Genomic DNA, 21,004 nt, shown 5'->3' on the forward strand with positions numbered 1-21,004 from the left:
GCATTCTCCCGCACCGTCAACCCCCACCGCCTCGATAAATCAGCGGGCTCCTAGGGTCGACCGTCACTTTTGGGCCGCCACCGCCCGCCTCCTACCCGGCCACTTGGGTCCGGACAGGTGTCGAAAGCCTCTTGCCCGCCGCAGCACCCGCCACCAACAATCGAGACGCACCAATCGGCCATATGTGTTGTGGCGGACGGAGATCGGAATGCATGCAGAACCGGGGGATTGGCTGGTGGTCAAGGGCACGATCGTCGACACGCCGGACGACGTCGGGCAGATTGTCGAGGTCCGTCAGGCCGACGGCGGGCCGCCGTATCGCGTCAGGTGGTTGCGCAACGACCATGAGGCGCTCGTCTTTCCAGGACCCGACGCCCATGTGGTGACGGCCGCCGACAAGCTGAAGGCGGACAGTCGCGAGCGGAGCCGCATCGCCGAACTTCAGCAGGCGATCGCCCGACAGCCCCATGCCCGCCGAGCCTGACACGTGTGCCCCGGAGAAGGAGTAGACCATGAGCGCTCTCGCGAACCGGCAAGCCATCCTCGTCGGTATCGACGGCTCGGAACGCGCGTTGCGGGCCGCGGTATGGGCTGCGGCGGTGGCCCAGCGGAAAAACGCGCTCTGCATCTGGCGCACTCGCTGCCAACCCCCGGATATCACTTCAGCGAGGCGGCACTGCTGTTCCAGGACGAATTCGCTGCGGAGGTAGAACGATCCGCGGACGAGATCCTCGATCGGGTCGAGCACCGAGTGCGGCAGTCCTTCCCGGATATCCGGTTGTCGCGCAGCACCCATCCGGGGCCCGCGGGACAGGCCCTTGTCGCAATGAGCGAACATGCGGAATTGGTGGTGGCCGGCGCCACCGGTGCCGGCACAATGAATTCGCTCGTCACCGGCTCGACTGTCATGCGAGTGGTCAACCACGCGCATTGCCCCGTCACGGTCTTCCGGTCGCAGAGCCGATCCCCGGAGCCGGACCACAGCCCCGTCATCGTCGGTGTCGACGGCAGTGAGCTCAGCGCCCTGGCCATCGAGTCCGCGGTCGAGTTCGCGACATTGTTCGAGGTCCCGATCCTGGCAGTGCACGCGTGGAGCGCCGGTGACATCGTGGGTCGGCGGCCCGCGGACGAGAAGGTGAATTGGAAAATCGTGGCGGAGGAACATGCCGTCCTGGTGGCGGAGAGTCTGGCCGGGTGGCGAGAGAAGTACCCCGACCTCCAGCTGACGACCATCATCGAGGAGCAGAATCCCGCGGAACTTCTCCTCGAATATGCCGCCGATGCCCAACTCGTCGTCGTCGGAAGTCACGGCCATAATCGGTTCGCCGGCTCTCTGATGGGATCGACCAGTCAGAACCTTCTGCATCACGTGATGTGCCCGGTGATGATCTGCCGCACCGACGCCTGAGCGGAGTGCGCTGCAGTATCCCCCAGGGGTGCACACACGCGGAGCTGTACAGACGTCGATGTCGTTCCGACCTGCAGGCCGCACGCGCCGTGTACATGCGCAGACCCAAGCGCGGAGGGCCGAACGGCCCTCCAGCGACGGCGGAGGTCCGCAGGGCGACCAGGGCAGGAGTCGAAAGACTCTGTGCCCGTCTTGGCCGGAGCGAGACACTGGAGACACGGGAGCGGCCGACCCGCCGACCGAGCCGAAGCGGCCGCCACCGAGGAGTAGGAGGCCTCGCCGTGATGTACGACTACGAACCCGGCTGGGGTTGGGGTTATGGACTGATGTTCGTTGGGATGGCACTGTTCTGGGGATTGCTCGTACTCGGCATCGGCGTACTCGTCCACTACGTCGGCCACAACGCGTCGATGCCGCCGGCGCATTCACCGTCCGCCCTGCACGGAGCCGAAAAGCTTCTGGCGGAACGCTTCGCACGAGGAGAAATCGACGAGACGGAGTACCGGGAACGCCTCGCCACGCTGCGGACGCACGGACCGCCATGACTTCGGACCGCGACGACGTCGGGGATTGCCGCGTGGAAGGAGGTGACCGCGATGGATGCGATGCAGATGATGCACCAGTTCATGATGTGGCTGCACAGCATGGGCATACTCCCGCCCATGAACATGATGCCGATGTGACATGCGGACCGCGAGTAGATCGGGGAGTCATAACGAATTGACGCCCCGGAGGACGACCATCTGCACGGCGGCGTTCATCAGGCCTACGCCTACCGATGTCGTCCGGGCGGCGCAGACACGACGACCCACGACCGCCGGAGTCTCGACACCTCGGAATGGATCTGGTACATGGTTGCTCCTTCTCCGGTGGGTACATTCGGACGCCCCTCGGCGTCCGTCGCCGGCGGCAGTCGGGAAAAGAGCATTTCGGCACTGGAGCAGCCTCAAACTCCCCGAAATGCTGGAGCGTGCAGCGAGAACCGAGGCGAGAAGTGCCCGACCGCATGTGTTTTCCCTCCGGAGCCTGCGGCCGCGGGCAGCAAGGTGATCAGGATGAGCGCGGTACGACACCGATACATGACACAGACGGACTACATGTCGTGGCGGATGGAGCAGGACCCGATCCTGCGCTCGACGATCGTCGCCGTGGCCCTCCTCGATCGGAGCCCCGACTGGACGCGGTTCGTCGACATGATGAGCCGCGGGACTCAACACATTCCGATCTTCCGGCGCAAGGTCGTCACCGATCCGATGAGTCCGGCCCCGCCTCGATGGGTGAACGACCCCGACTTCGACCTCAGCTGGCATCTGCGTCGGTTCACGGTGTCGGCCCTGGGAGGCTGGGCCGCAGTCCTCGACTTCGCCCGGACCGTGGGCATGACAGCCTTCGACAAGGACCGCCCACTGTGGGAATTCACGGTGCTCAGCGGCCTCGAAACGGGGCGGGCCGCCCTCGTCATGAAGGTGCACCATTCCCTGACCGACGGTGTCGGCGGCATGCAAATCGCCCGGGAAATAGTCGATTTCACCCGTGAGGGCACCACCCGTGCAGAGCCCGCCGCGACGGCGCAGCCTCAGGAGGTCGAGTCCTGGCCGCTGACCGGTGGTCTTGCCTGGTACCGGGATACCGCAACCAAGTTTGCGCGACGGGCGTCGACAGCAGTGACCCGACACGGCGCGGAGCTGGCACGGCACCCAGGTGAGACGTTGCGCAACACCGCCACCGTCCTGGGATCGATTTCGCGCTTCACGCGCCCGGTGGTCACCACTCTCTCCCCGGTGATGACCAAGCGCAGCACCCGACGGCGCTTCGCCGTGCTGGACGTCCCGGTGAAAGCTCTGGGCCGGGCCGCCAGCCTCGGCGGGGGCTCGATCAACGATGCTTTTCTGGCATCGGTGCTGCGGGGAATGGCACGGTATCACCGTCGCCACGGCGTTGACATCCACGAGCTGCGCCTGACGCTCCCCATCAGTCTCCGGACCGCGGAGGATTCGCTGGGAGGCAATCGCATCACGCTCGCCCGGTTCGGGTTACCCACCGACATCGGTGACCCCGCCGAGCTGATCCGCAGCGTCCACGCCACCGTCGACGTTTGGCGCAACGAACCCGCGGTGGCGCTGTCGCCCACTATTGCCGGTGCCCTGAATCTGCTTCCGGCATCGACCTTGGGCAACATGCTCAAACATGTCGACTTCGTCGCCTCGAACGTGGTGGGATCGCCGGTGCCACTGTTCATCGCCGGATCGGAAGTCCTCCGGTACTACGCGTTCAGCCCCACCCTGGGATCGGCGTTCAACGTGACGCTGATGTCCTACACGTCGCAATGCTGCGTCGGGATCGACGCCGACACCGACGCCGTTCCCGATCTCGATGTTCTGACCGCATGCCTCGCAGACGGATTCCGGGAAGTGCTCGCACTGTGCCCGGACGCGCAGGACGTCGCGGCGACTCACGTGTGGACGAACTGAACGTCGGCAACGCCGGGCACCGTCTCGGCGAGGGCCTCGACGACCCCGCGTTCCGGGTCGTCGCCGCGTAGCCCCGCGATCGCGACTTCGCCGTCCGTCACCGTGACCGTCCAGCGCGGTGATCCCGCATACACGTCGAGGCGGTGCTGCACTTCGTGCGCGATGTGTGTGTCGTCCATCGTCAGAAGTCCGAGAAGGTCGCGCCGCGTGACGATTCCGATGACGTCGCGGTCGTGGACGATCGGAATTCCGCGCAGGCCCGAACGCAGCATCGCGGAAGCGAGACTACTGACGTCGGTGTCCGGAGTCATCGCGATCACCGGGCTGGTCATCGTTTCTGCGATGTTCGAGCCAGGCCGGGGCAAGGTTCGGAATTTCTCGCGGAGGAGGTCGCCTTCGGAGACGATCCCGACCAGATGGTGCGCCTCGTCGACCACGGGCAGGACGGTGTACCCGGATTCTTCGACGATCCGGAGGCATTCGTCGATCGGCGTCGACGCAGTGACGGTGGTGACCGGGCTGCTCATGATGTGCCGCGCATGCATGGCGGGCTCCTTCCCTCGAAATCCAGCCTCACCGTCGGACATGTTCGAGGAAAGGGCCATTGGGCCTCTCCTGGCCTTCACCCACCCCGACGCGTCCCGACTGAGGGGTCGGGGGGCCGGGGCCCGGACAGGGGCCGAAGTGCTCTGGTAGCGGCCCCGCGTCTGCGAGATGGTGGGTGGACGGAGGAGGCACGTTCGATGGTCAAGCACTGGCTGGTCATGGAGGCCGAGGACGACGGCGCCCGGGCGCCGTATCGCACGCGGGTGGCGGGCGCGGGCCGGCATCTGCCGTCGACGCGGCTCACCACCGACGATTTGATGGCGTCGACACGTCACACGACACATATCGACCTGGAACGGTTGACCGGCATCCGCGAGCGCCGGGTCTCGGTGGGCGACGAGGATTCCTACACCCTGGCCACCGCCGCAGCCCAGGACGCGCTCCGCCGGTCCGGGCATACTGCGGCGTCGATCGATGTTGTGATCAGTTGCAGTATCACGAAATTCCGGGGAGGACTGACCCAGTGGCTCGAACCGACGATGAGTAGTGCAGTCGCCCACGCCATCGGTGCCGTCACCGCGATGACCTTCGACCTCGCCAATGCCTGCGCCGGAATGCTCACCGGGGTGACCGTCGCGAACAACTGGATTCGGCAGGGCGTCATCGAACGTGCCCTGATCGTCAGTGGCGAGTACATCTCCCAGCTCGGACAGAATGCCGCGCAGCACATCCACAACATCATGAGCAAGGAGCTGGCGTCGTTGACGCTCGGCGACGCGGGTGCCGCGCTCGTTCTGGAACGGGCCCCGGCCGGAGGGGGAGGGATTCGGCTCGCCGGGTTCACGACAGTGGCCGACTACAGCCGACTGTGCACCGCGTATCCGAAGGGCGACGATCCCGGCGCACGCATGTTCACCGATTCGCGAGCCATCCAGAAGGCAGCGATCGCCGACACTCCCTTGTTGCTGCACGAAGTCCTCGAGACCGTCGGCCTGGCGGTTCACGACATCGACCACGTGATCACGCACCAGACCTCCGCACGTGCGATCCGGAAAGGGATGGCCAAGCTGACCGAGTCCTTCGGCGACGCACCCCGCCATGATGCAGTCATCACGGTGGACCGGTACGGGAACACCGCCTCGACAACCCATACCGTGGCGTTGGTCGAGGAGCTCGAGGCCGGTCGTATCCTGCCAGGGGAGACCGTTGCCTTGATCTCGTTGGCATCCGGCCTGGAGATCGGCATTGTCCTGGTACAAGTAGACGAACAATTGGTGGCCGGCTATGGGCACGATCATTGAACGGGTGGACGTCGCGCACGGGGGATGGCGCTCCCGGCACAGCGCGCTCCGCCTTGCGGTGAACGCCGCGACAACTTGCCTCGAACGAGCCGGCCGAAGCCCGGACGATCTCGACCTCCTCGTCAACGCGGGCATCTACCGGGACCGCAATCTCGGCGAACCGGCCCTCGCCGCGATGATTCAGGAAGACATCGGCGCGCATCCGGAGGACCCGCACACCGACGCCCACGGAACGTTCTCGTTCGACGTCGCAAACGGCACCTGTGGGGTCCTGACCGGACTGCAGATCGTGGACGGCTTCCTCCGCTCGCGCACCATTCAGTACGCGCTCGTCGTCGCCAGCGACGCCGACCCAGGCCACGGGATGAGCGAGGACTTCCCCTTCTCCGCTGCGGGCGGGGCCGTGCTGTGCAGCTGGACGGACAGCCGATACGGCCTGGGCCGTGTCCATTGGGCGAACACCGACGACGATCTCGGCGGTGCGTTCCGCGCGACCGTCGGGCACCTCGACGACCGGAACGTGCTGCGCGTCGATCGATCCGAATGGACGGATGCGCGCTACGCGGCGGCGGCAGCCTCCGCCGTCACCGCGTGCCTGAAGAACGCATCCCTGCAACTGGGGGACGTCGACCGCATCGTGGCGGCACCGGCTCGACCGCAGTTCCGTGCCGAACTCGCGCAGCGACTTGAGCTGCCCGAATCGCGCATCACGATCGCCGCGGATCACCGCATGCACACCGCTGCCCTGGTGGCCGGACTGGACCGCGGCAGCGACCACGTGCCGGCGGGAACACGGACGTTGATCGTTGCCGCGGGTGCCGGGGTGACCGCAGGTGCCGCACTCTACGAGGAACCCCCGGCACCCGGGACACGCACCCCGAGCTAGCGCGACACACCCGCGAGATGACCCGGGAGGTCTCCCGATCAGCTGTGTTCGGGTGCGGAGCAGGCTAGGCGGCGGATCGTCAGCAGCATCTTCCGGCTCATGACGAAGCTGACGGGCTCCATGAGAGTGGGACCGAACGCGAGACGACTGGCGAGGCCGGGCCCATAGCTGCCGCGCCCTCTCTCCACCAGCCGGGTCTGATGGTCGCCGAGGGGGTGCAGGTGGAATGCCCAGATGGTCGCGTCGGCGGTCTGCGGGTCATGTCCGTGCAGGACCAGGCCGGAGTTTGCCGCGACCATCGCAACGGTCAGCGGGGGAGCCTTCGGGTGCAGCCGCACCTCGTCGCCGACAGCCAGGATCTGGCAGTCGGGCAGGAGCGTCTCGGTGTTGTGTACCCGACAGCCGATGAGGTTCTCGAGCCCGTCGTAGCTGTAGAAGCCGCCTCGCCCCTGCCCGAGTTGGACAATCCAAGGCCACACCTGACCCGGCGGTGCGTCGATCGTGACGGCATGGGTGTATCCCCAGCGCGCCGCTGGAACCAGTTCGTCTCCGGGGAGCGTGGCCGCGGCCTCCGCGGCGGTGGCGCCCCAGGTGGTCCGCCACCGCCGCAGCGGTTTCGTGCAGGCCACGTGGAAGCCGATGAGGGCAGCGCCGGCGATGGCCTGCCCGATCCTGGCCGCGGCCCGGCGCAGCGCGGGAGCGTGCCCGGTCGGTGTCGTCGTCATAGCCTTCATCCTCGGTTCGGCGCCGGCACGGCACCAGGGTCTTCGGTCGCGGCGCGGGGCCGCCGGCACGGTGACTTTCGACCCTGTGCGGTCGCGGCAGGCGCGGTGTTGTCTGGAGCGAGACGGTGAGGAGGTCCCATGAACGCCACCCATGCGGCGGTCGAGCACCGATGGGTGCGACCGATCGATCAGGTCCGCTTGCCCGACGCTCCCTCCGTCGGCGGGAAAGCCGCAAATTTGGGCGAGCTGACCCACGCCCGTTTTCCCGTCCCGCCGGGGTTCGTCGTGACCAAGGACGCCTATCTGGACGCGATGGACGGGGCCGGGATGCGGTCCACCCTCCGCAACCAGGCACTGCCCCCTGCCGGGGCGGATGAGGCCGCGCTCACGGCCGCCGCGCAGGAGCTGCGCGGCGTCGTCCTCGGGGTGCCGGTGCCCGATTCCCTGCGCGCCGAGATCGCCGAGGCCTACCGTGAACTCGGCCCGACGGTACGTGTCGCGGTGCGCTCCTCCGCACCAGCTGAGGACGCCGCCGACACGTCATTCGCGGGTATCCACGACAGCTTCACCGATATCGCGGGGCTGGATGCTCTGGTCGAGGCAGTCCGCAAATGCTGGGCGTCGCTGTGGTCCGAGCGAGCGCTCACCTACCGCAGCGTCCACAGTGTTTCGGAGGAGCCGGCGGTCGCGGTCGTCGTCCAGAGGATGGTCGATTCCGACCGCTCCGGAGTGGCGTTCACCGCCGACCCGCGAACCGGGGCACGTGATCATGTCGTCGTCGAGGCCGCGACAGGACTCGGCGAAGTGGTGGTCGGCGGGCAGGTCGAGCCGGACACCTACACAGTCTCCAAGGACGGATTCCGCGTCCTCGATGTGCACATCGGAGCACAGGATTTCGCGATCACAGCCGACGCGGACGGAGAACACCGAACCGAGATCCCTGTCACCGAGCGCGGCATCCGGGTCCTCACCGACACCCAGGCCGAGCGCCTCGCCCTGCTGGCGGTCTCGGTGGAGGATCATTACCAGGCGCCGCAGGATCTCGAGTTCGCATTCGCCGGCGACAAACTCTGGATAGTTCAGACCCGCCCCATCACGACGCTCGGTGACCGTCCGGTCGCCGCTGCACCACCGGCATCGGGAATCGCGTCCACCGGCAGGGTGCTCACGCAGGGGCTCGGCGCGAGCCCCGGAACGGTATCGGGCCAGGTGCGTGTTCTCCGGTCGGTCGCCGATGCCCACCGACTTCAGGACGGCGACATCCTGGTTGCCCCGATGACACGACCCGACTGGCTGCCCGTATTACGACGCGCCGCGGCGATCGTCACCGACGGGGGCGGCATCACCTGCCACGCCGCGATCGTCGGCCGGGAACTGGGCCGACCCGTGGTCGTCGGAACCAGGGATGCCACCACCACACTCATCGACGGAACCGTCGTCACCGTCGACGGCGACGCGGGCACCATATCCGAAGGCGGCGTAGCGGTGACCGGGCACGCCGTCGATACCCCGTCCGGCATCTCGGCCCCTCCGCGCGGTGGCGGGCACGCCTGGACGGAACCGACAGCGACCGCGGTCTACGTCAATCTCGCAACACCCGACGCCGCCGAATCAGTCGCGGCAAGCGATGTCGATGGTGTCGGGCTTCTGCGCGCAGAGTTCATGATCATGGACGCTTTGCAAGGGACCCACCCGGCCACAGTGCTGGCCGAGGGCCGGCGGGACGACTACGTCGCAAAAATGGCCGCTGGTGTCGAACGTATCGCCGCGGCCTTCGCGCCCCGGCCGGTGATCTACCGTGCGATCGACCTGCGCACCAACGAATTCGCCAATCTCACGGGTGGCGACGTCGAACCCGTGGAGGACAATCCCATGATCGGCTACCGCGGATGCTTCCGGTACGTGCGTGAACCGGAATTGTTCGGGCTGGATCTCGACGTCGTTCACCGCGTGCGGGCACGCCATCCGAACGTGCACCTGATGATCCCGTTCGTGCGGACCCGCTGGGAGCTCGAGAGCTGCCTCCGCCATCTCGATGCGCATCCGCTCGGCTCCGATCGCCGGATGCACCGGTGGATCATGGCGGAGGTCCCGTCGGTCGTCTACTGGATCCCCGAGTACGCGGCCCTCGGAATCGACGGAATCTCCATCGGAACCAACGACCTGACCCAACTCGTCCTCGGCGTCGACCGTGACTCCGAGATCTGCCGGGACCTGTTCGACACGATGGATCCGGCGGTGCTCGATGCCATCGACTCGATCATCGAACGGGCGACCCGCGCCGGGCTCACCGCGTCCTTGTGCGGTCAGGCCGTGTCGACGAACCCGGCCCTCGCCGAACACGTGGTCCGGAAGGGGATCACCTCGGTGTCGGTGGCACCGGATGCGGCGGCGGCCACCCGGCGCATGGTGTCCGCTGCCGAACGCCGGATCCTCCTCGATCGTGCGCGTTGCGACGGACTCGGTGACCGATATGACCCGTAGACCGTCTCCGCCGTACTCCGAATCGACACCGCCGCATAGCTGGCGCACCGGTCACCTTTCGCGATCACCCACCGGGGCGTGGTCGCTGAGTTGTGCGTAGTAGCGGTCGATGTCGGCGCGGCAGCACAGTGCCGTGCCGGGGTCCCGAGCATGGCCGCTCCCGCGGCGATGCCGAAACGCACCGAGTCCCGCAGTTCCCAGCCGCGTGCCAGCCCGAAGAGAGTGCCGGCGACCATGCTGTCGCCCGCTCCGACACCGCTGACCACGGGAACCGCCACGGAGGGACAATGCTCCGCCTCCTTCGCCGTCACATGTACCGCGCCCGCCGCGCCGAGCGACAGCACCACAACCTCGCACACCCCAGACGCGATGAGATCTCGTGCAGCAGTGACCTGGTCGTCGATGGTCTGTAACTCGCGCCCCACGCACTCACGCAGCTCCCGAATGCTGGGTTTGAGGAGATATACGCCGCGACGGAGCGCACGCAACGGCGGACCCGACGTGTCGAGAACGAGGCGCGCGCCCAGGTCGGACACGATGTCCGCCACGATCTGATAGAAATCCACCGGAACCCCCGGGGGGAGACTTCCGCTCGCCACCACGAACCGGGCATCCGCAGCGGTGGTGGACAACAGATGGACGCACGAATCGACCTCTCGGGGTGTCAGTAGCGGGCCGGGCAAGACGAACCGGTACTGCAATGTGGTCTGTTCCTCGTTGACGGTGAAGCTTTCCCGTGTCGATCCGCGGATCGTGACAGTGCGACTGGGCACGCCTTCGGTCGCCACGAGATCCTCGAGTGCCCGGCCGCTGTGCCCCCCGGACGGGAATACTGCTGTCGCCCGTTCGCCGAGCACGTTCAGGACCCGGGCGACGTTGATACCGCCGCCCCCCCGGGTCGCGCCGAGGGGCACCGCAGCGCATCTTGTCCGTGGGGATGACCCTCCCGGTGACCGTGGTGATGTCGAGAGCGGGGTTCATCGTCAGGGTCACGATGTCGTTCATGGTGGGCTCCCCGGTGCAAGCCGACCCGCGCGCAGGTGCCGCAGCGCCAGACGGACATGTCCGCGTGTCTCGGACCGCGCGTCTGGCGCGCACTGCGTGTGGCGCAGACGGTCGTGACGTCGAGGCAATCCACGATGCGCTGGCCGTCCGGAAGGTAGAAGGTGCCATCCGCCAGGAGGACGCCGTGGCCGACCATTGCCACATACGCTGTGTGGGGTTTCCCGGACCACCGTCGGGAAGATGTCGACCGAACGGTCCTCTGATTCCGACGAGGTCCGCCCGTGCATGCCGACCCCGTTCATCCGCCCGCAACCGCAGGCGACGGAACGTCACCCAGGTCGAGATCAAGGTGCACCTCGGCGCGATCGCGGTGCAACGCAGAGGACCAGCTCAGATCTCGAATCACCTTCAGCACCATGGCATTCTGCGCCAGAATCTCAGCCCTCATACGCGTGACGCCGTGCTGCCGCGCGGCCGCGGTGAGGCGGGACAGCAGCAATGTCCCGATCCCGTGCATCCTGTATTCGTCGTCGACGACAAGAGCGAATTCGACCTCCGCCGGTGCGTCGCCGACGTCGAGGGCCACATAGTTGGCGACCACCGGGCCCGCAGGCGACCGGGAAAACGTGCTCACCATCCGTACTCACCTGATCCGTCGATGCCGTCTCAGAAGATTCAACCCCACAGAGGGCCTGCGGAGTCAGAGCCACAAGTCACCGACTACCGGTCCTTCGCCTCTATCGATCCCGGCGTCGCGACGGCGATGCTGAAGGAACCTCCCACCACACAGAGAGGAAATCGACACTCGATGGCCGGCACCGATACGCCCACCGAAAGCACCGATGCGGACCCAACACACGCGGTTGTCGCGCGTCTTGCAGTGGAGTTCGACGACTCGATCTCCCGATCCACCATCTCCCGGGTCGTCGCGGCGAGCGTTCGAGACCTGGCCGGAGTTCCGGCGGCAGACATTCCGGAACTGTCCGAACGCGTCGCCCGTCAACGCCTCCTCGCCGCCCTGGAGCGGGCCGCCTCGTGGGATCGCGGGGGCCTTCTGCGAACGTCCGGCTGAACCGGCACAGTTCGCTGGGAAGCAGCGACATCATGCGCGCACACATCGAACACGTCGAACCGCGACGTGCCACCACTACCAGGAGGAGACAGCCATGGGCTCGCACGAGAAGAAATGGTCGGTGGACATTGTCATCGACGAACACGACTCGGAAGAAGGCGGATCCCGGACTCGGGCCGAGGCGCGCCTACTCACACAGGACACCACGTCGCTGGTCGGCGTCGGAATGGCCCGCCGCAATCCGCACGACACCGAAATCCCCGAGATCGGAGATGAGTTGGCCACCGCCCGCGCGCTCGCCGACCTCGCCCACCAACTGATCGAAACCACGGTCGCGGACCTCGAAGCGGCCACGCGCAAGACGGTTCACCTCGACGCGTAAGGCAGACCGTCGATCGGCATCCCCAAGGCGGACCAGCGCCAACTCGTCACACTGCGGGACGCGACCGAATACGTGTCCACACGGATGGGGGGATGACGTGCTACCCGATATCGGGTTGCGCGGGTGACCCGATATCCTGCGCCGCTCGGTTCGCGCGCCTGGAGACCGCCTCTTCGTCGGCCGCCGAGCGGAGCAGTCTGTGTGACAGGTCCGCCAACGCGCGCGCGACCGCAACCTTCTTGCTGATGGTCACCGCGGTGGAGTGGCGGGCGAACAGCCGTGCCCGCCCAGCGCCCTCGAGCGTCACACCATCGAGCCCCACCAGCCGCGCCCGCGCCGACACCGACATCTCGGAGCCGTCCGCCATGTGCTCGTCGAGACGGAGATCCACCGACCATTGCTGCTCATCCACTGTCCGCTCCCTCGCCGTGTGCGTTCGATCATGTGTTCAGCGAACCTCGGTCCGCGAGCGCCGAGGTAGAGCACCCGGTCACTGGGCGCGGTGACCTTCGTCGTCGCGACCCCGTGCCCGCTGCTCCTCGCCCGATCAAAGGATCACACCGGCGGCATGCCGCGATCGTAAGTGCGGCCGCCAGGCTCCGAATATGCCGGAGGAAAGGCCGAACGGCCCTTATCACCGCCGGGTGTGCGCTGGCTCAATGGGAGATGAATGGTCACGGCAATTCCGCCGGCGGAGGAGTCAGCGTATGGGCAGCGCACGTGTCCAGCGACCGGGTGAACGAATCCTCGACCGCACGGGACTCGATCTTCTGATCGAGGTGCTTCGTGGCCACGGATATCGGGTGGTCGGCCCGACGGTTCGTGACAGCGCCATCGTTCTGGGAGAACTGGATTCGGGCACCGATCTGCCGACGGGGTGGGGCGTGGAAACCGGCCCCGGCACGTACCGGCTGCACCGCCGCGACGACGACGCGGTGTTTGCGCACTCGTCGGGCCCGCAGTCGTGGAAACAATTCCTGCACCCGCCGCGGCGGCAACTGTGGTCCACCGAACCGGACGGCTCGTGGGAGGCCCCCGTCGACGACGAGACACCGTACGCGTTCCTCGGCGTGCACGGTTGCGACTTGGCGGCGATCGAGGTCCTGCGTCGTGTCCTGTGTCCGGACCCGGACGCGGATACTCCCACCGCGCGCCGGTTCCGGAACCTGTTCGTCGTCGCAGCGCAGTGCACCGATCCCGGCGGGGTGTGCTTTTGCGCCTCGATGGGGACCGGCCCCGCAGCCGGTCCCGGGTTCGATCTGGCGCTCACCGAACTCCTCGACGACCGCGGCCACCGTTTCCTGGTCGACGTCGGCACGGAAGCCGGCACCGAGATCCTCGGCGACGTCGGATGCCGCGTTGCCGAACCCGGCGACGTCGACGCCGCACGCACCGCGGTCGCCACCGCCACCGAGCGTATGGGCCGGCGAATGCCGGAGACGGACCTGCGTGGACTGTTGCAGCGGGCGCGGGACGCCGACGTCTGGGAGGACGTTGCCGACCGGTGTCTCACCTGCGGTAACTGCACCATGGTGTGCCCCACCTGCTTCTGCACCACCACCGAGGACATGACCGACCTGACCGGCGAGCACGCCGAGCGGTGGCAGCACTGGTCTTCCTGTTTCGAACTCGACTTCAGCCACCTGCACGGCGGCGATGTGCGTACCTCGGGGGAGAGCCGCTACCGACAGTGGATATCCCACAAACTCGGCACCTGGTTCGACCAGTTCGGCAGCTCCGGCTGCGTGGGATGCGGACGGTGCATCGACTGGTGTCCCGTCGGCATCGACATCACCGAGGAGGCGGCGCGGCTGGCGCAACTCCTCCCGGTGTGGGGGCAGGACGACCAGTGAACGCCGGCGAACCGGTCCTTCCGGCCGCGCTCGCAGCGCTCGCCGAGAAACAGCGTGTCCGGCTCGCAGAATTCACGACGGCGACCCGATTCGCTCCCGGCGCCCTCGTCTTCCGGGAGAACGACCCGGCGACTCGCTGCTGGCTGCTGCAGACCGGCAGTGTGGTCCTGACGACGGTGGTGCCGGGGCACGGCACCGTCAGCCTCGAGACACTGCACGGCGGCGACATCCTGGGCTGGTCCTGGCTGGGCACGAATCCACGCTGGCAATTCACAGCGCACGCCGTGGCCGCGACCGACGCCACCGAACTGGATGTGATCGCCCTCCAGGCGACAGCCGCCGACGATCCGGCCTTTACCTACGCGGTCACCCGGGCGCTGTCGGGGGTGCTCATCGCCCGCCTCCACTCCACCCGGGCGCGGTTGCTCGACCTCTACGCCGGCCACCGTCAGGGGTGACACCCGTGCCACAGGACTGCATGCTTCCGCTCGGTTACCGCGTCGCTTCCCGCACGGTCGAAACGCACGACACCGTCACCCTGACGCTGCATCCGATCGGCGTCCGACCCGAAAATCATTTCACGCCAGGTCAGTTCATGATGCTGTACGCACACGGTGTCGGGGAGGTGGCCATCTCGGTCAGCGGCGACCCGGCGCGGGACTGCGACACCTTGGTCCACACGATCCGGAACGTGGGCGCCGTGAGCCGGGCCCTCCACGACGCACCGGTCGGCACCGTGCTCGGTGTCCGCGGTCCCTTCGGTCGCGGGTGGGACCTGCGCACCGAGTCCGGCCGGGATCTCATCATCGTCGCCGGCGGCGTGGGACTGGCACCGCTTCGTCCGGTGATCCTCGCTGCCCTCGCCGCTCGCGACCGGTTCCGGCGGATCACTCTCGTCGTCGGCGCCCGGACTCCGTCGAACATCCTCTTCCGATCCGAGCTGTCCGCCTGGCAATCCCGCGACGACCTTGCCGTCGAGCTGACGATCGACCAACCGGTTTCCGGCTGGACGGGTGCGGTCGGATTCGTCACCGAACCCTTACACCGGGTTCCGGTCGATCCGGCCCGGACCACCGCGTTGCTGTGCGGACCCGAACCGATGATGCGGTTCTGCGCCCGGGCCCTGACCGATCGGGGTGTGCGCCCCGGCGACATCCAGGTGTCGCTCGAACGGAACATGCAGTGCGGTGCCGGAGTCTGCGGCCACTGCCAGCTCGGTGAGCTTCTACTGTGCCGGGACGGCCCGGTCGTCGACTACACCGTCGCCGAACCCCTCTTACGAACACCGGAGCTGTGATGAGTGCACCCCCGAAGACCACTCCGACGCTCGCTGTCTGGAAGTTCGCCTCGTGCGACGGCTGCCAGCTCACCCTCCTCGACTGCGAAGACGAACTACTGGCACTGTCCGAGGCCGTGTCGATCGCGCACTTCCTCGAGCTGTCCGACACCGTCACGAGCGGACCGTACGACGTGTCGCTCGTCGAGGGATCGGTCACCACGGCCGCCGACCGTGACCGCATCCACGCGATCCGCGAGCAGTCGCGGTTCCTCGTCACGATCGGGGCCTGCGCCACCGCCGGCGGAATACAGGCGTTGCGCAACTTCGCCGATATCGATGAGTTCCTGGCGGTCGTCTACGCCGGCCCCGACTACATCGACACCCTCGCGACCTCGACCCCGATCTCGGCGCACGTTCCGGTCGACTTCGAACTGCGCGGCTGCCCGATCGACCGGCGCCAGCTCCTGGAAGTGATCACGGCGTACCTGGCGGGGCGGCGGCCGAACATCCCGAACACCAGCGTGTGCACTGAATGCAAACGACGCGGCCTGACCTGTGTGATGGTCGCGGACGGCACCCCCTGCCTCGGTCCGGTGACCCATTCCGGCTGCGGTGCATTGTGTCCGGCGGTCTCGCGGGGGTGCTACGGATGTTTCGGCCCGACGACCGACCCGAATCTCGCGTCGATGACGGGATGGCTGCGCACCTGCGGAATGACCGATTCCGCCATCGCCCGCGTTTTCGCGACTTTCAACGTCGCGGCCTACGGCCCCGGCAGCGGAGGAAGTCCGGAATGACATCCGCCCGTAGGGAGCTGATCGTCCGCGCCCTCGCCCGTGTCGAAGGGGAAGGCCGACTCGACGTGACCATCCGCGACGGCCGCGCGGACCGGGTGGCCCTCGCGATCTACGAGCCACCCCGGTTCTTCGAGTCGTTCCTGCGCGGGCGGCACTATCTGGAACCACCGGACATCACCTCCCGGATCTGCGGCATCTGCCCGGTCGCTTATCAGGTGAGCGCGTGCAATGCGCTCGAACAGGCCTGCGCACTGACAATCGACGATGCCGTTCTCGATCTGCGGCGCCTGCTCTACTGCGGGGAGTGGATCGCGAGCCACGTGCTGCACATCTACTTCCTGCACGCCCCCGACTTCCTGGGTCTGCCGGACTCGATCGCGCTCGCCCGCACCGATCGCGCCGCACTCGAGCGGGGACTTGCCCTGAAGAAGGCGGGCAACGCCATCCTCGACACCATCGGCGGCCGTCCCATCCATCCGGTGAACGTCCGCGTCGGCGGCTTCCATCGCGCACCGACCCGCACCGAACTGGTCCCGCTCGCCGAACAACTCGGCGCCGCGCTCGAGCACGCGGTGTCCACGGTTGATTGGGTGTCTTCGTTCACCTACCCCGACATCGAACTCGGCCACGATCTCCTCGCACTCCGGCACGGATCCCGATACGCCATCGAAGACGGCGAGATCGTCTCGTCCACCGGACTGCGTTGCCCGGCCGAGGAATTCCCCCGGCACGTCGTCGAACACCAGGTGCCGCACTCCACCGCTCTGCACGCCGAACTCGACGGTCGGCGTTATCTCACGGGCCCGCTCGCCCGGTACTCCCTCAATTCGTCCCAGTTGACGGGGCAGGCCGCATCGAGTGCCACCGCAGCGGGACTCGGCGCGCAATGCCGTAATCCGTATCGCAGCATCGTCGTCCGCGCCGTCGAAGTCGTGTACGCGGTCGAGGAAGCCCTGCGGATCATCGACCGCTACCAGCGACCCGTGCCATCTTTTGCTGCCGCCGCACCGAAATACTCCGTCGGACACGGCGTCAGCGAAGCGCCGCGAGGACTGCTGTATCACCGCTACGAACTCGATACCGACGGCCTCCTCACGGCGGCTATCATCATCCCGCCCACCTCACAGAACCAGGCGGCCATCGAACACGACCTCCGCACCGCCGTGAACTCACATCTCACGCTTGCCGACGACGACCTGACCGCGGTGTGTGAGCGGATCATCCGCAACTACGATCCGTGCATCTCGTGCGCCACTCATTTCCTCACCCTCACCATCGACCGCCGATGATCGCCGTCGTGCTCGGCCTGGGCAACGACTACCGCCGCGACGACGGCCTCGGACCCGCCGTCGCACGTGAAGTCGCTGCCCGCGTGGCCGCGGACATTCGGGTGTCGACCTCGGACGGTGACCCCACCCGCATGCTGGACGCCTGGGCCGGAGCGGACCTGGCCGTCCTGGTCGATGCCGTCGTGTCCGAGCCATCACGACCCGGAACCGTTCATCGATTCGACTCGACCGCCGTTGCCAAGCTGCCAATCCCGAACACCAGCACACACGGTGTCGGACTGGCCACGGCACTCGAGCTCGGGCGCGTGCTCGACCGACTGCCCCGCCGGTGGGTGCTCTACGCTGTCGAGGTGGTCGACCTCGGATACGGCCGCGGGCTCTCACCCGCGGCCGCGGGTGCAGTCGAACCGGTGGTAGGGGCGGTGCTGTCCGAACTCGGAAGCACTACCGGACAACAATCAGTGGGCAGGTCACCGAATGCGCCAGCGCCCGACTGGTCGAACCCAGCAGCATGCTCGTGAACCCGCCCCGCCCACGGCTGCCGACCACGATCAGCTGTGCGTGCTCGGCCTGCTCCCGCAGATTCCGAACCGGCTGATCCATGACCACCAGCGGTCGCACCGTCACATCGGGGAACTGCTCGGCGCGGCCGGCCACGCTCTCGGACAGCAGTGCACGCTCGCGGCTCTCGACCTGCGACCAGTCGACATCGCTGGGGAACGGCGCGTATAGATCGATATCCGACCACGCGTGCACCGCCACCAGGTCGACGCCGCGCAGCGCCGCCTCCTCGAACGCCATCGTGATCGCGGATTCGCTGTGCGCGGAGCCGTCGACACCGACGACGACCGGACCGGAAATGGCGTTGACCTCCGTGTGCGGGAGGCCGCGTACGACGGCGACCGGTGCGTGCGCGTGGGCCACGACCGCGGCACTGACCGACCCCAGGACCGCACGTTCGAAGAACCCGTGCCGATGCGCGCCGACCACGACCATCCGCGCGGACTTCGACCGCTCGATCAACTCGCCCGACGGCACCCCGGTGCAGAACGCGGTGTCGACGTCGAGGGTATGCCCCGCCGCGGCCTGGGCGACCACCTCTTCCGCCTGCGCGAGTCGCTGCTTGGTGGCGAGTTCCTCTTCCTCGAAGAGGCTGACGGGAACCCCGATCGGCACACCATAGGTACCGGGCACGAACATGGTGGTGACCAACGTCAAGGGAGCGCTGCGCAACGCAGCTTCCCGCGCAGCCCACGACACAGCCTGCAGGGACGACTGCGACCCGTCTAACCCGACGACAATCGGATGCTGCGCGGTCATGATGGTCTCCTCGAATTCGCGTGAATGATCCCGTCAACACCATCGTCACCGCCACCGCAACCGGCGCCGTAGGGGAGAAGGTCCTCACCTTCGCGGCACTGGTCGAAGGTCAGGGCGGCGGCGCGGACCAGTGAATCGTGCTGCCGCCGCCTGGGTTCGTCGCTCCACCCCCAGTTTCGTCAGCAGCCGTGACACGCAATTCTTGACCGTCTTTTCCGCGAGGAACATCCGCTCCGCGATCTGCCGGTTCGTCAGTCCCTCACCCAGGAGGGCGAGAAGGGTCTGTTCCTGGTTCGTCAGGCGGGAGATGGTTCCGCGCTCCGAGCTCGCGTCCGACCGCAGTTTTGCCATCAGCGCTGCCGCCGCGCGACTGTCGAGCAGCGACTTGCCCGCGCCCACGTCGTGGACCGCTTCGGTGAGTTCCATGCCGCGGATGTCCTTGACCACGTACCCACTCGCGCCGGCGAGGACGGCATCGAGCATCGCCTGATCATCGGTGTACGAGGTGAGCATGAGGCAGCGGATGCCGGGCACCCGAGACATCAGTTCGCGACACAATTCGACTCCGTTTCCATCGTGCAGACGGACGTCGAGCACGGCGACATCGGGTCGGAGCGCGGGGATCCGGGCCAACGCCTGAGAATACGACGCCGCCTCTCCGACTACGGTGAGATCCGGGTCCGCGGTGAGAAGTTCCGCGATGCCACGGCGCACGGCTTCGTGATCGTCCACGAGAAAGACGCTGATCATTCGGCAACCTCCGCTCTGCAGAGATCTGGGCGGGAAGGCCGTCGGCGATTACCGCGGATGCGATACGACCGACAACACCGAGTCTGTGGGGCGCCGCGGTGTCTGCCGCGGAGTGAGCTTCCTGTCCGTCACACCCAGCCGAATCAGGGCCTGAGGAAATCCTCGGTCGGGGAGCAGTTCACGGATCAACTCACGGCTCTGCCGAAGTTCGGTCATATGGGTCAGGGGGCAGGTCGCAAGGCCCTCCACCGTCGCCTCCAGGAGCACCGCCGACAGCGCCTCGCCGGCGCGGAGCCAGTCCGGCCGCCAATCCGCATCGGTGCTCACCACGAGCACCGTGGACCGATCGATCTCCTCGGCGGAATCATTGTCGCGACCGGCGGGAAAACCGCGCCCGATGTCCACCCTGGAGAGGTTCTCCGCTGTTGCCAGAGCATTCGGGGGAATCCCACCGGATGGAATGGAATGACCTGCCCACCAATGTAACTCGGTGTGATATGCGGTGTCGTATCTTCGTGCTGCGGCCGTGATCTCGGTGGCCGCGGCGAGGGTCGCGCGAGCTTCGGGTGGCAGGACCGTCAGATGCACCCCCGGGGCGCGGACAACATCCGGCTGAGTGCGCGGAAGCGGCGTCTTCACACTCAACGGACCAAACGGACGCCGATCCGAATACCGGTGGCGGATAGCGGAGAGGAGATCGAAGTCGTGTGACCGCGGGTGCGCGTCATGTTGGAACCTGATCGTCGCCAGATGCCCGGAACGAAGCCCGTCGGGAAGTCGCTCGATGTCTGCCGTCCATCGCAGAGCGGTCAGCGCAGTTTCCAGGTGATGCAGTGCAGCGCCACAGCTGACCACCAGTTGCCGACCCTTCGGATCAGTCGACGCCAGGAGCCGGCCGCGGTCGGTATGCAGGTCCAGCCGACCGTCGGAATAGGTCCACTGCCACGGCTGGCTGTTGTGCACCGAAGGTGCACGACACGCAAGGTCCACCGCGATTCGAACCACGTTCACATCAGGAATTGTGGTGTCCACGCTCGTCTCCACTTCAGTCCACGCTACGTCACGATTCGTGCCGGAGATCTGATGCATGACAACAGTGTCCATCGCGCGGGATCTGCGGGTTAGGGCCGATTGTCATCGGTGACAGGGCGCACCGTCGGCAGCACTGCGGTCCGTCCGCGCGACCGTCATTCGGGGACCGAAGACCCTACTGACATCGTCCCGACAGCTGAAAGCCTGGGCACATGGCCACTCCGCTCGCCGTCCGCACCGCGGGGCTCACGAAATCGTACGGTTCCGCCCCCGCCCTCGACGAACCCACTGGAAGACTCGATCCCCGTCAGCACAGGTTCTTCATCACTTCAGCGCTGGTCCCGCCGGCCACGAAATCGGCGCTGATCGTCGTGGGATGCAACCGGTGGGACATGGTGAGGTAG

23 protein-coding genes and 2 pseudogenes are annotated in these 21,004 nt (G+C 67.0%); 17 read left to right on the forward strand and 8 right to left on the reverse strand.

Features of this window, described 5'->3' with window-relative positions; genetic code table 11:
- Nucleotides 1-208 precede the first annotated feature (208 nt).
- The 5 genes and pseudogenes from P3H15_RS38585 to P3H15_RS38605 all read left to right on the forward strand — a co-directional run bounded on the left by P3H15_RS38585 (nucleotide 209) and on the right by P3H15_RS38605 (nucleotide 3,879).
- Nucleotides 209-484, forward strand: coding sequence for a DUF1918 domain-containing protein (locus P3H15_RS38585; RefSeq protein WP_276142076.1), 276 nt, complete (start codon nucleotides 209-211; stop codon nucleotides 482-484).
- A gap of 28 nt (nucleotides 485-512) precedes the next feature.
- A pseudogene (locus P3H15_RS38590) lies at nucleotides 513-892 on the forward strand (universal stress protein); the annotation flags it as partial.
- Between the two features lie 15 nt (nucleotides 893-907).
- Nucleotides 908-1,408 (forward strand): universal stress protein, encoded by a 501-nt coding sequence (locus P3H15_RS38595; protein ID WP_276142119.1) that lies wholly within the window; start codon nucleotides 908-910, stop codon nucleotides 1,406-1,408.
- Nucleotides 1,409-1,692: 284 nt separating this feature from the next.
- On the forward strand, nucleotides 1,693-1,953 hold the full coding sequence (locus tag P3H15_RS38600) for an SHOCT domain-containing protein (protein ID WP_276142120.1): 261 nt from the start codon (nucleotides 1,693-1,695) through the stop codon (nucleotides 1,951-1,953).
- Between the two features lie 510 nt (nucleotides 1,954-2,463).
- Nucleotides 2,464-3,879, forward strand: a complete 1,416-nt coding sequence (locus P3H15_RS38605; protein ID WP_276142077.1) for a wax ester/triacylglycerol synthase domain-containing protein — start codon at nucleotides 2,464-2,466, stop codon at nucleotides 3,877-3,879.
- Here the strand turns inward: P3H15_RS38605 and P3H15_RS38610 are convergent.
- A complete protein-coding gene (locus tag P3H15_RS38610) occupies nucleotides 3,861-4,424 on the reverse strand; it encodes a CBS domain-containing protein (protein ID WP_276142078.1) in 564 nt (187 codons plus the stop codon). The genes P3H15_RS38605 and P3H15_RS38610 overlap by 19 nt on opposite strands.
- Nucleotides 4,425-4,622: 198 nt before the next feature.
- Between P3H15_RS38610 and P3H15_RS38615 the strand changes: the two genes are divergently transcribed.
- Nucleotides 4,623-5,726 carry a 3-oxoacyl-ACP synthase III family protein gene (locus tag P3H15_RS38615; RefSeq protein ID WP_276142079.1) on the forward strand — a complete coding sequence of 368 codons (1,104 nt, stop codon included), beginning with the start codon at nucleotides 4,623-4,625 and terminating at the stop codon, nucleotides 5,724-5,726.
- Entirely contained in the window at nucleotides 5,710-6,612 is a 903-nt protein-coding gene (locus P3H15_RS38620; protein WP_276142080.1) for a 3-oxoacyl-[acyl-carrier-protein] synthase III C-terminal domain-containing protein, read from the forward strand. Before P3H15_RS38615 ends, P3H15_RS38620 begins: the two co-directional genes overlap by 17 nt.
- Nucleotides 6,613-6,650: 38 nt before the next feature.
- On the opposite strand, the gene P3H15_RS38625 is transcribed toward P3H15_RS38620, so the two are convergent.
- On the reverse strand, nucleotides 6,651-7,337 hold the full coding sequence (locus P3H15_RS38625; RefSeq protein ID WP_276142081.1) for an SRPBCC family protein: 687 nt from the start codon (nucleotides 7,335-7,337) through the stop codon (nucleotides 6,651-6,653).
- Nucleotides 7,338-7,475: 138 nt separating this feature from the next.
- Between P3H15_RS38625 and ppsA the strand changes: the two genes are divergently transcribed.
- Complete coding sequence (ppsA, locus tag P3H15_RS38630) at nucleotides 7,476-9,821, forward strand: phosphoenolpyruvate synthase (protein ID WP_276142082.1); 2,346 nt, start codon at nucleotides 7,476-7,478, stop codon at nucleotides 9,819-9,821.
- Nucleotides 9,822-9,872: 51 nt separating this feature from the next.
- On the opposite strand, the pseudogene P3H15_RS38635 reads toward ppsA, so the two are convergent.
- Nucleotides 9,873-10,826: pseudogene (locus tag P3H15_RS38635) on the reverse strand (1-phosphofructokinase family hexose kinase).
- Between the two features lie 298 nt (nucleotides 10,827-11,124).
- The gene (locus P3H15_RS38640) at nucleotides 11,125-11,463 is read right to left on the reverse strand and encodes a GNAT family N-acetyltransferase (protein WP_276142083.1); all 339 of its coding nucleotides are present in this window, start codon (nucleotides 11,461-11,463) and stop codon (nucleotides 11,125-11,127) included.
- A 171-nt stretch (nucleotides 11,464-11,634) separates the two neighbouring features.
- Between P3H15_RS38640 and P3H15_RS38645 the strand changes: the two genes are divergently transcribed.
- The gene (locus P3H15_RS38645; RefSeq protein ID WP_276142084.1) at nucleotides 11,635-11,898 is read left to right on the forward strand and encodes a three-helix bundle dimerization domain-containing protein; all 264 of its coding nucleotides are present in this window, start codon (nucleotides 11,635-11,637) and stop codon (nucleotides 11,896-11,898) included.
- Nucleotides 11,899-11,992: 94 nt separating this feature from the next.
- The gene (locus P3H15_RS38650; RefSeq protein WP_276142085.1) at nucleotides 11,993-12,280 is read left to right on the forward strand and encodes a DUF1876 domain-containing protein; all 288 of its coding nucleotides are present in this window, start codon (nucleotides 11,993-11,995) and stop codon (nucleotides 12,278-12,280) included.
- Nucleotides 12,281-12,380: 100 nt separating this feature from the next.
- Here P3H15_RS38650 and P3H15_RS38655 read toward each other — a convergent pair whose 3' ends face one another.
- Nucleotides 12,381-12,692: a dsRBD fold-containing protein gene (locus P3H15_RS38655; RefSeq protein WP_276142086.1), complete on the reverse strand. Its 312-nt coding sequence runs from the start codon at nucleotides 12,690-12,692 to the stop codon at nucleotides 12,381-12,383.
- Nucleotides 12,693-12,987: 295 nt separating this feature from the next.
- On the opposite strand from P3H15_RS38655, the gene P3H15_RS38660 reads away from it, so the two are divergent.
- Genes P3H15_RS38660 through P3H15_RS38685 form a run of 6 tightly spaced genes read left to right on the forward strand, consistent with a single transcriptional unit; the run spans nucleotide 12,988 to nucleotide 18,019 of the window.
- The gene (locus P3H15_RS38660) at nucleotides 12,988-14,133 is read left to right on the forward strand and encodes a 4Fe-4S dicluster domain-containing protein (RefSeq protein WP_276142087.1); all 1,146 of its coding nucleotides are present in this window, start codon (nucleotides 12,988-12,990) and stop codon (nucleotides 14,131-14,133) included.
- Nucleotides 14,130-14,591, forward strand: a complete 462-nt coding sequence (locus P3H15_RS38665) for a Crp/Fnr family transcriptional regulator (RefSeq protein WP_276142088.1) — start codon at nucleotides 14,130-14,132, stop codon at nucleotides 14,589-14,591. Before P3H15_RS38660 ends, P3H15_RS38665 begins: the two co-directional genes overlap by 4 nt.
- Nucleotides 14,588-15,430 (forward strand): FAD/NAD(P)-binding protein, encoded by an 843-nt coding sequence (locus P3H15_RS38670; protein ID WP_276142089.1) that lies wholly within the window; start codon nucleotides 14,588-14,590, stop codon nucleotides 15,428-15,430. Before P3H15_RS38665 ends, P3H15_RS38670 begins: the two co-directional genes overlap by 4 nt.
- The gene (locus tag P3H15_RS38675) at nucleotides 15,430-16,209 is read left to right on the forward strand and encodes an oxidoreductase (RefSeq protein ID WP_276142090.1); all 780 of its coding nucleotides are present in this window, start codon (nucleotides 15,430-15,432) and stop codon (nucleotides 16,207-16,209) included. The genes P3H15_RS38670 and P3H15_RS38675 overlap by 1 nt, the downstream gene beginning before the upstream one ends.
- Nucleotides 16,206-17,498: a Ni/Fe hydrogenase subunit alpha gene (locus P3H15_RS38680; protein WP_276142091.1), complete on the forward strand. Its 1,293-nt coding sequence runs from the start codon at nucleotides 16,206-16,208 to the stop codon at nucleotides 17,496-17,498. The genes P3H15_RS38675 and P3H15_RS38680 overlap by 4 nt, the downstream gene beginning before the upstream one ends.
- The gene (locus P3H15_RS38685) at nucleotides 17,495-18,019 is read left to right on the forward strand and encodes a hydrogenase maturation protease (RefSeq protein ID WP_276142092.1); all 525 of its coding nucleotides are present in this window, start codon (nucleotides 17,495-17,497) and stop codon (nucleotides 18,017-18,019) included. Before P3H15_RS38680 ends, P3H15_RS38685 begins: the two co-directional genes overlap by 4 nt.
- On the opposite strand, the gene P3H15_RS38690 is transcribed toward P3H15_RS38685, so the two are convergent.
- The 3 genes from P3H15_RS38690 to P3H15_RS38700 form a co-directional block, all read right to left on the reverse strand.
- A complete protein-coding gene (locus tag P3H15_RS38690) occupies nucleotides 17,943-18,818 on the reverse strand; it encodes a universal stress protein (protein WP_276142093.1) in 876 nt (291 codons plus the stop codon). The genes P3H15_RS38685 and P3H15_RS38690 overlap by 77 nt on opposite strands.
- Nucleotides 18,819-18,902: 84 nt before the next feature.
- Complete coding sequence (locus tag P3H15_RS38695; RefSeq protein WP_276142094.1) at nucleotides 18,903-19,568, reverse strand: response regulator transcription factor; 666 nt, start codon at nucleotides 19,566-19,568, stop codon at nucleotides 18,903-18,905.
- Between the two features lie 48 nt (nucleotides 19,569-19,616).
- Complete coding sequence (locus P3H15_RS38700) at nucleotides 19,617-20,657, reverse strand: hypothetical protein (RefSeq protein ID WP_276142095.1); 1,041 nt, start codon at nucleotides 20,655-20,657, stop codon at nucleotides 19,617-19,619.
- A gap of 155 nt (nucleotides 20,658-20,812) precedes the next feature.
- On the opposite strand from P3H15_RS38700, the gene P3H15_RS38705 reads away from it, so the two are divergent.
- Nucleotides 20,813-21,004 carry a hypothetical protein gene (locus tag P3H15_RS38705; protein WP_276142096.1) on the forward strand — a complete coding sequence of 64 codons (192 nt, stop codon included), beginning with the start codon at nucleotides 20,813-20,815 and terminating at the stop codon, nucleotides 21,002-21,004.

The sequence above is a fragment of the Rhodococcus sp. T2V genome (genome assembly GCF_029269925.1).
GTDB classification, from domain to species: domain Bacteria; phylum Actinomycetota; class Actinomycetes; order Mycobacteriales; family Mycobacteriaceae; genus Rhodococcus_F; species Rhodococcus_F koreensis.

Coding starts and splice junctions, on each gene's coding strand:
- P3H15_RS38625 (WP_276142081.1), bottom strand. CDS start 7,337: ATGACGACGACACCGACCGGGCACGCTCCCGCGCTGCGCCGGGCCGCG.
- P3H15_RS38650 (WP_276142085.1), top strand. CDS start 11,993: ATGGGCTCGCACGAGAAGAAATGGTCGGTGGACATTGTCATCGACGAA.
- ppsA (WP_276142082.1), top strand. CDS start 7,476: ATGAACGCCACCCATGCGGCGGTCGAGCACCGATGGGTGCGACCGATC.
- P3H15_RS38685 (WP_276142092.1), top strand. CDS start 17,495: ATGATCGCCGTCGTGCTCGGCCTGGGCAACGACTACCGCCGCGACGAC.
- P3H15_RS38610 (WP_276142078.1), bottom strand. CDS start 4,424: ATGCATGCGCGGCACATCATGAGCAGCCCGGTCACCACCGTCACTGCG.
- P3H15_RS38615 (WP_276142079.1), top strand. CDS start 4,623: ATGGTCAAGCACTGGCTGGTCATGGAGGCCGAGGACGACGGCGCCCGG.
- P3H15_RS38595 (WP_276142119.1), top strand. CDS start 908: ATGCGAGTGGTCAACCACGCGCATTGCCCCGTCACGGTCTTCCGGTCG.
- P3H15_RS38690 (WP_276142093.1), bottom strand. CDS start 18,818: ATGACCGCGCAGCATCCGATTGTCGTCGGGTTAGACGGGTCGCAGTCG.
- P3H15_RS38600 (WP_276142120.1), top strand. CDS start 1,693: ATGTACGACTACGAACCCGGCTGGGGTTGGGGTTATGGACTGATGTTC.
- P3H15_RS38605 (WP_276142077.1), top strand. CDS start 2,464: ATGAGCGCGGTACGACACCGATACATGACACAGACGGACTACATGTCG.
- P3H15_RS38675 (WP_276142090.1), top strand. CDS start 15,430: ATGAGTGCACCCCCGAAGACCACTCCGACGCTCGCTGTCTGGAAGTTC.
- P3H15_RS38640 (WP_276142083.1), bottom strand. CDS start 11,463: ATGGTGAGCACGTTTTCCCGGTCGCCTGCGGGCCCGGTGGTCGCCAAC.
- P3H15_RS38585 (WP_276142076.1), top strand. CDS start 209: ATGCATGCAGAACCGGGGGATTGGCTGGTGGTCAAGGGCACGATCGTC.
- P3H15_RS38705 (WP_276142096.1), top strand. CDS start 20,813: ATGGCCACTCCGCTCGCCGTCCGCACCGCGGGGCTCACGAAATCGTAC.
- P3H15_RS38645 (WP_276142084.1), top strand. CDS start 11,635: ATGGCCGGCACCGATACGCCCACCGAAAGCACCGATGCGGACCCAACA.
- P3H15_RS38660 (WP_276142087.1), top strand. CDS start 12,988: ATGGGCAGCGCACGTGTCCAGCGACCGGGTGAACGAATCCTCGACCGC.
- P3H15_RS38695 (WP_276142094.1), bottom strand. CDS start 19,568: ATGATCAGCGTCTTTCTCGTGGACGATCACGAAGCCGTGCGCCGTGGC.
- P3H15_RS38700 (WP_276142095.1), bottom strand. CDS start 20,657: ATGCATCAGATCTCCGGCACGAATCGTGACGTAGCGTGGACTGAAGTG.
- P3H15_RS38680 (WP_276142091.1), top strand. CDS start 16,206: ATGACATCCGCCCGTAGGGAGCTGATCGTCCGCGCCCTCGCCCGTGTC.
- P3H15_RS38620 (WP_276142080.1), top strand. CDS start 5,710: ATGGGCACGATCATTGAACGGGTGGACGTCGCGCACGGGGGATGGCGC.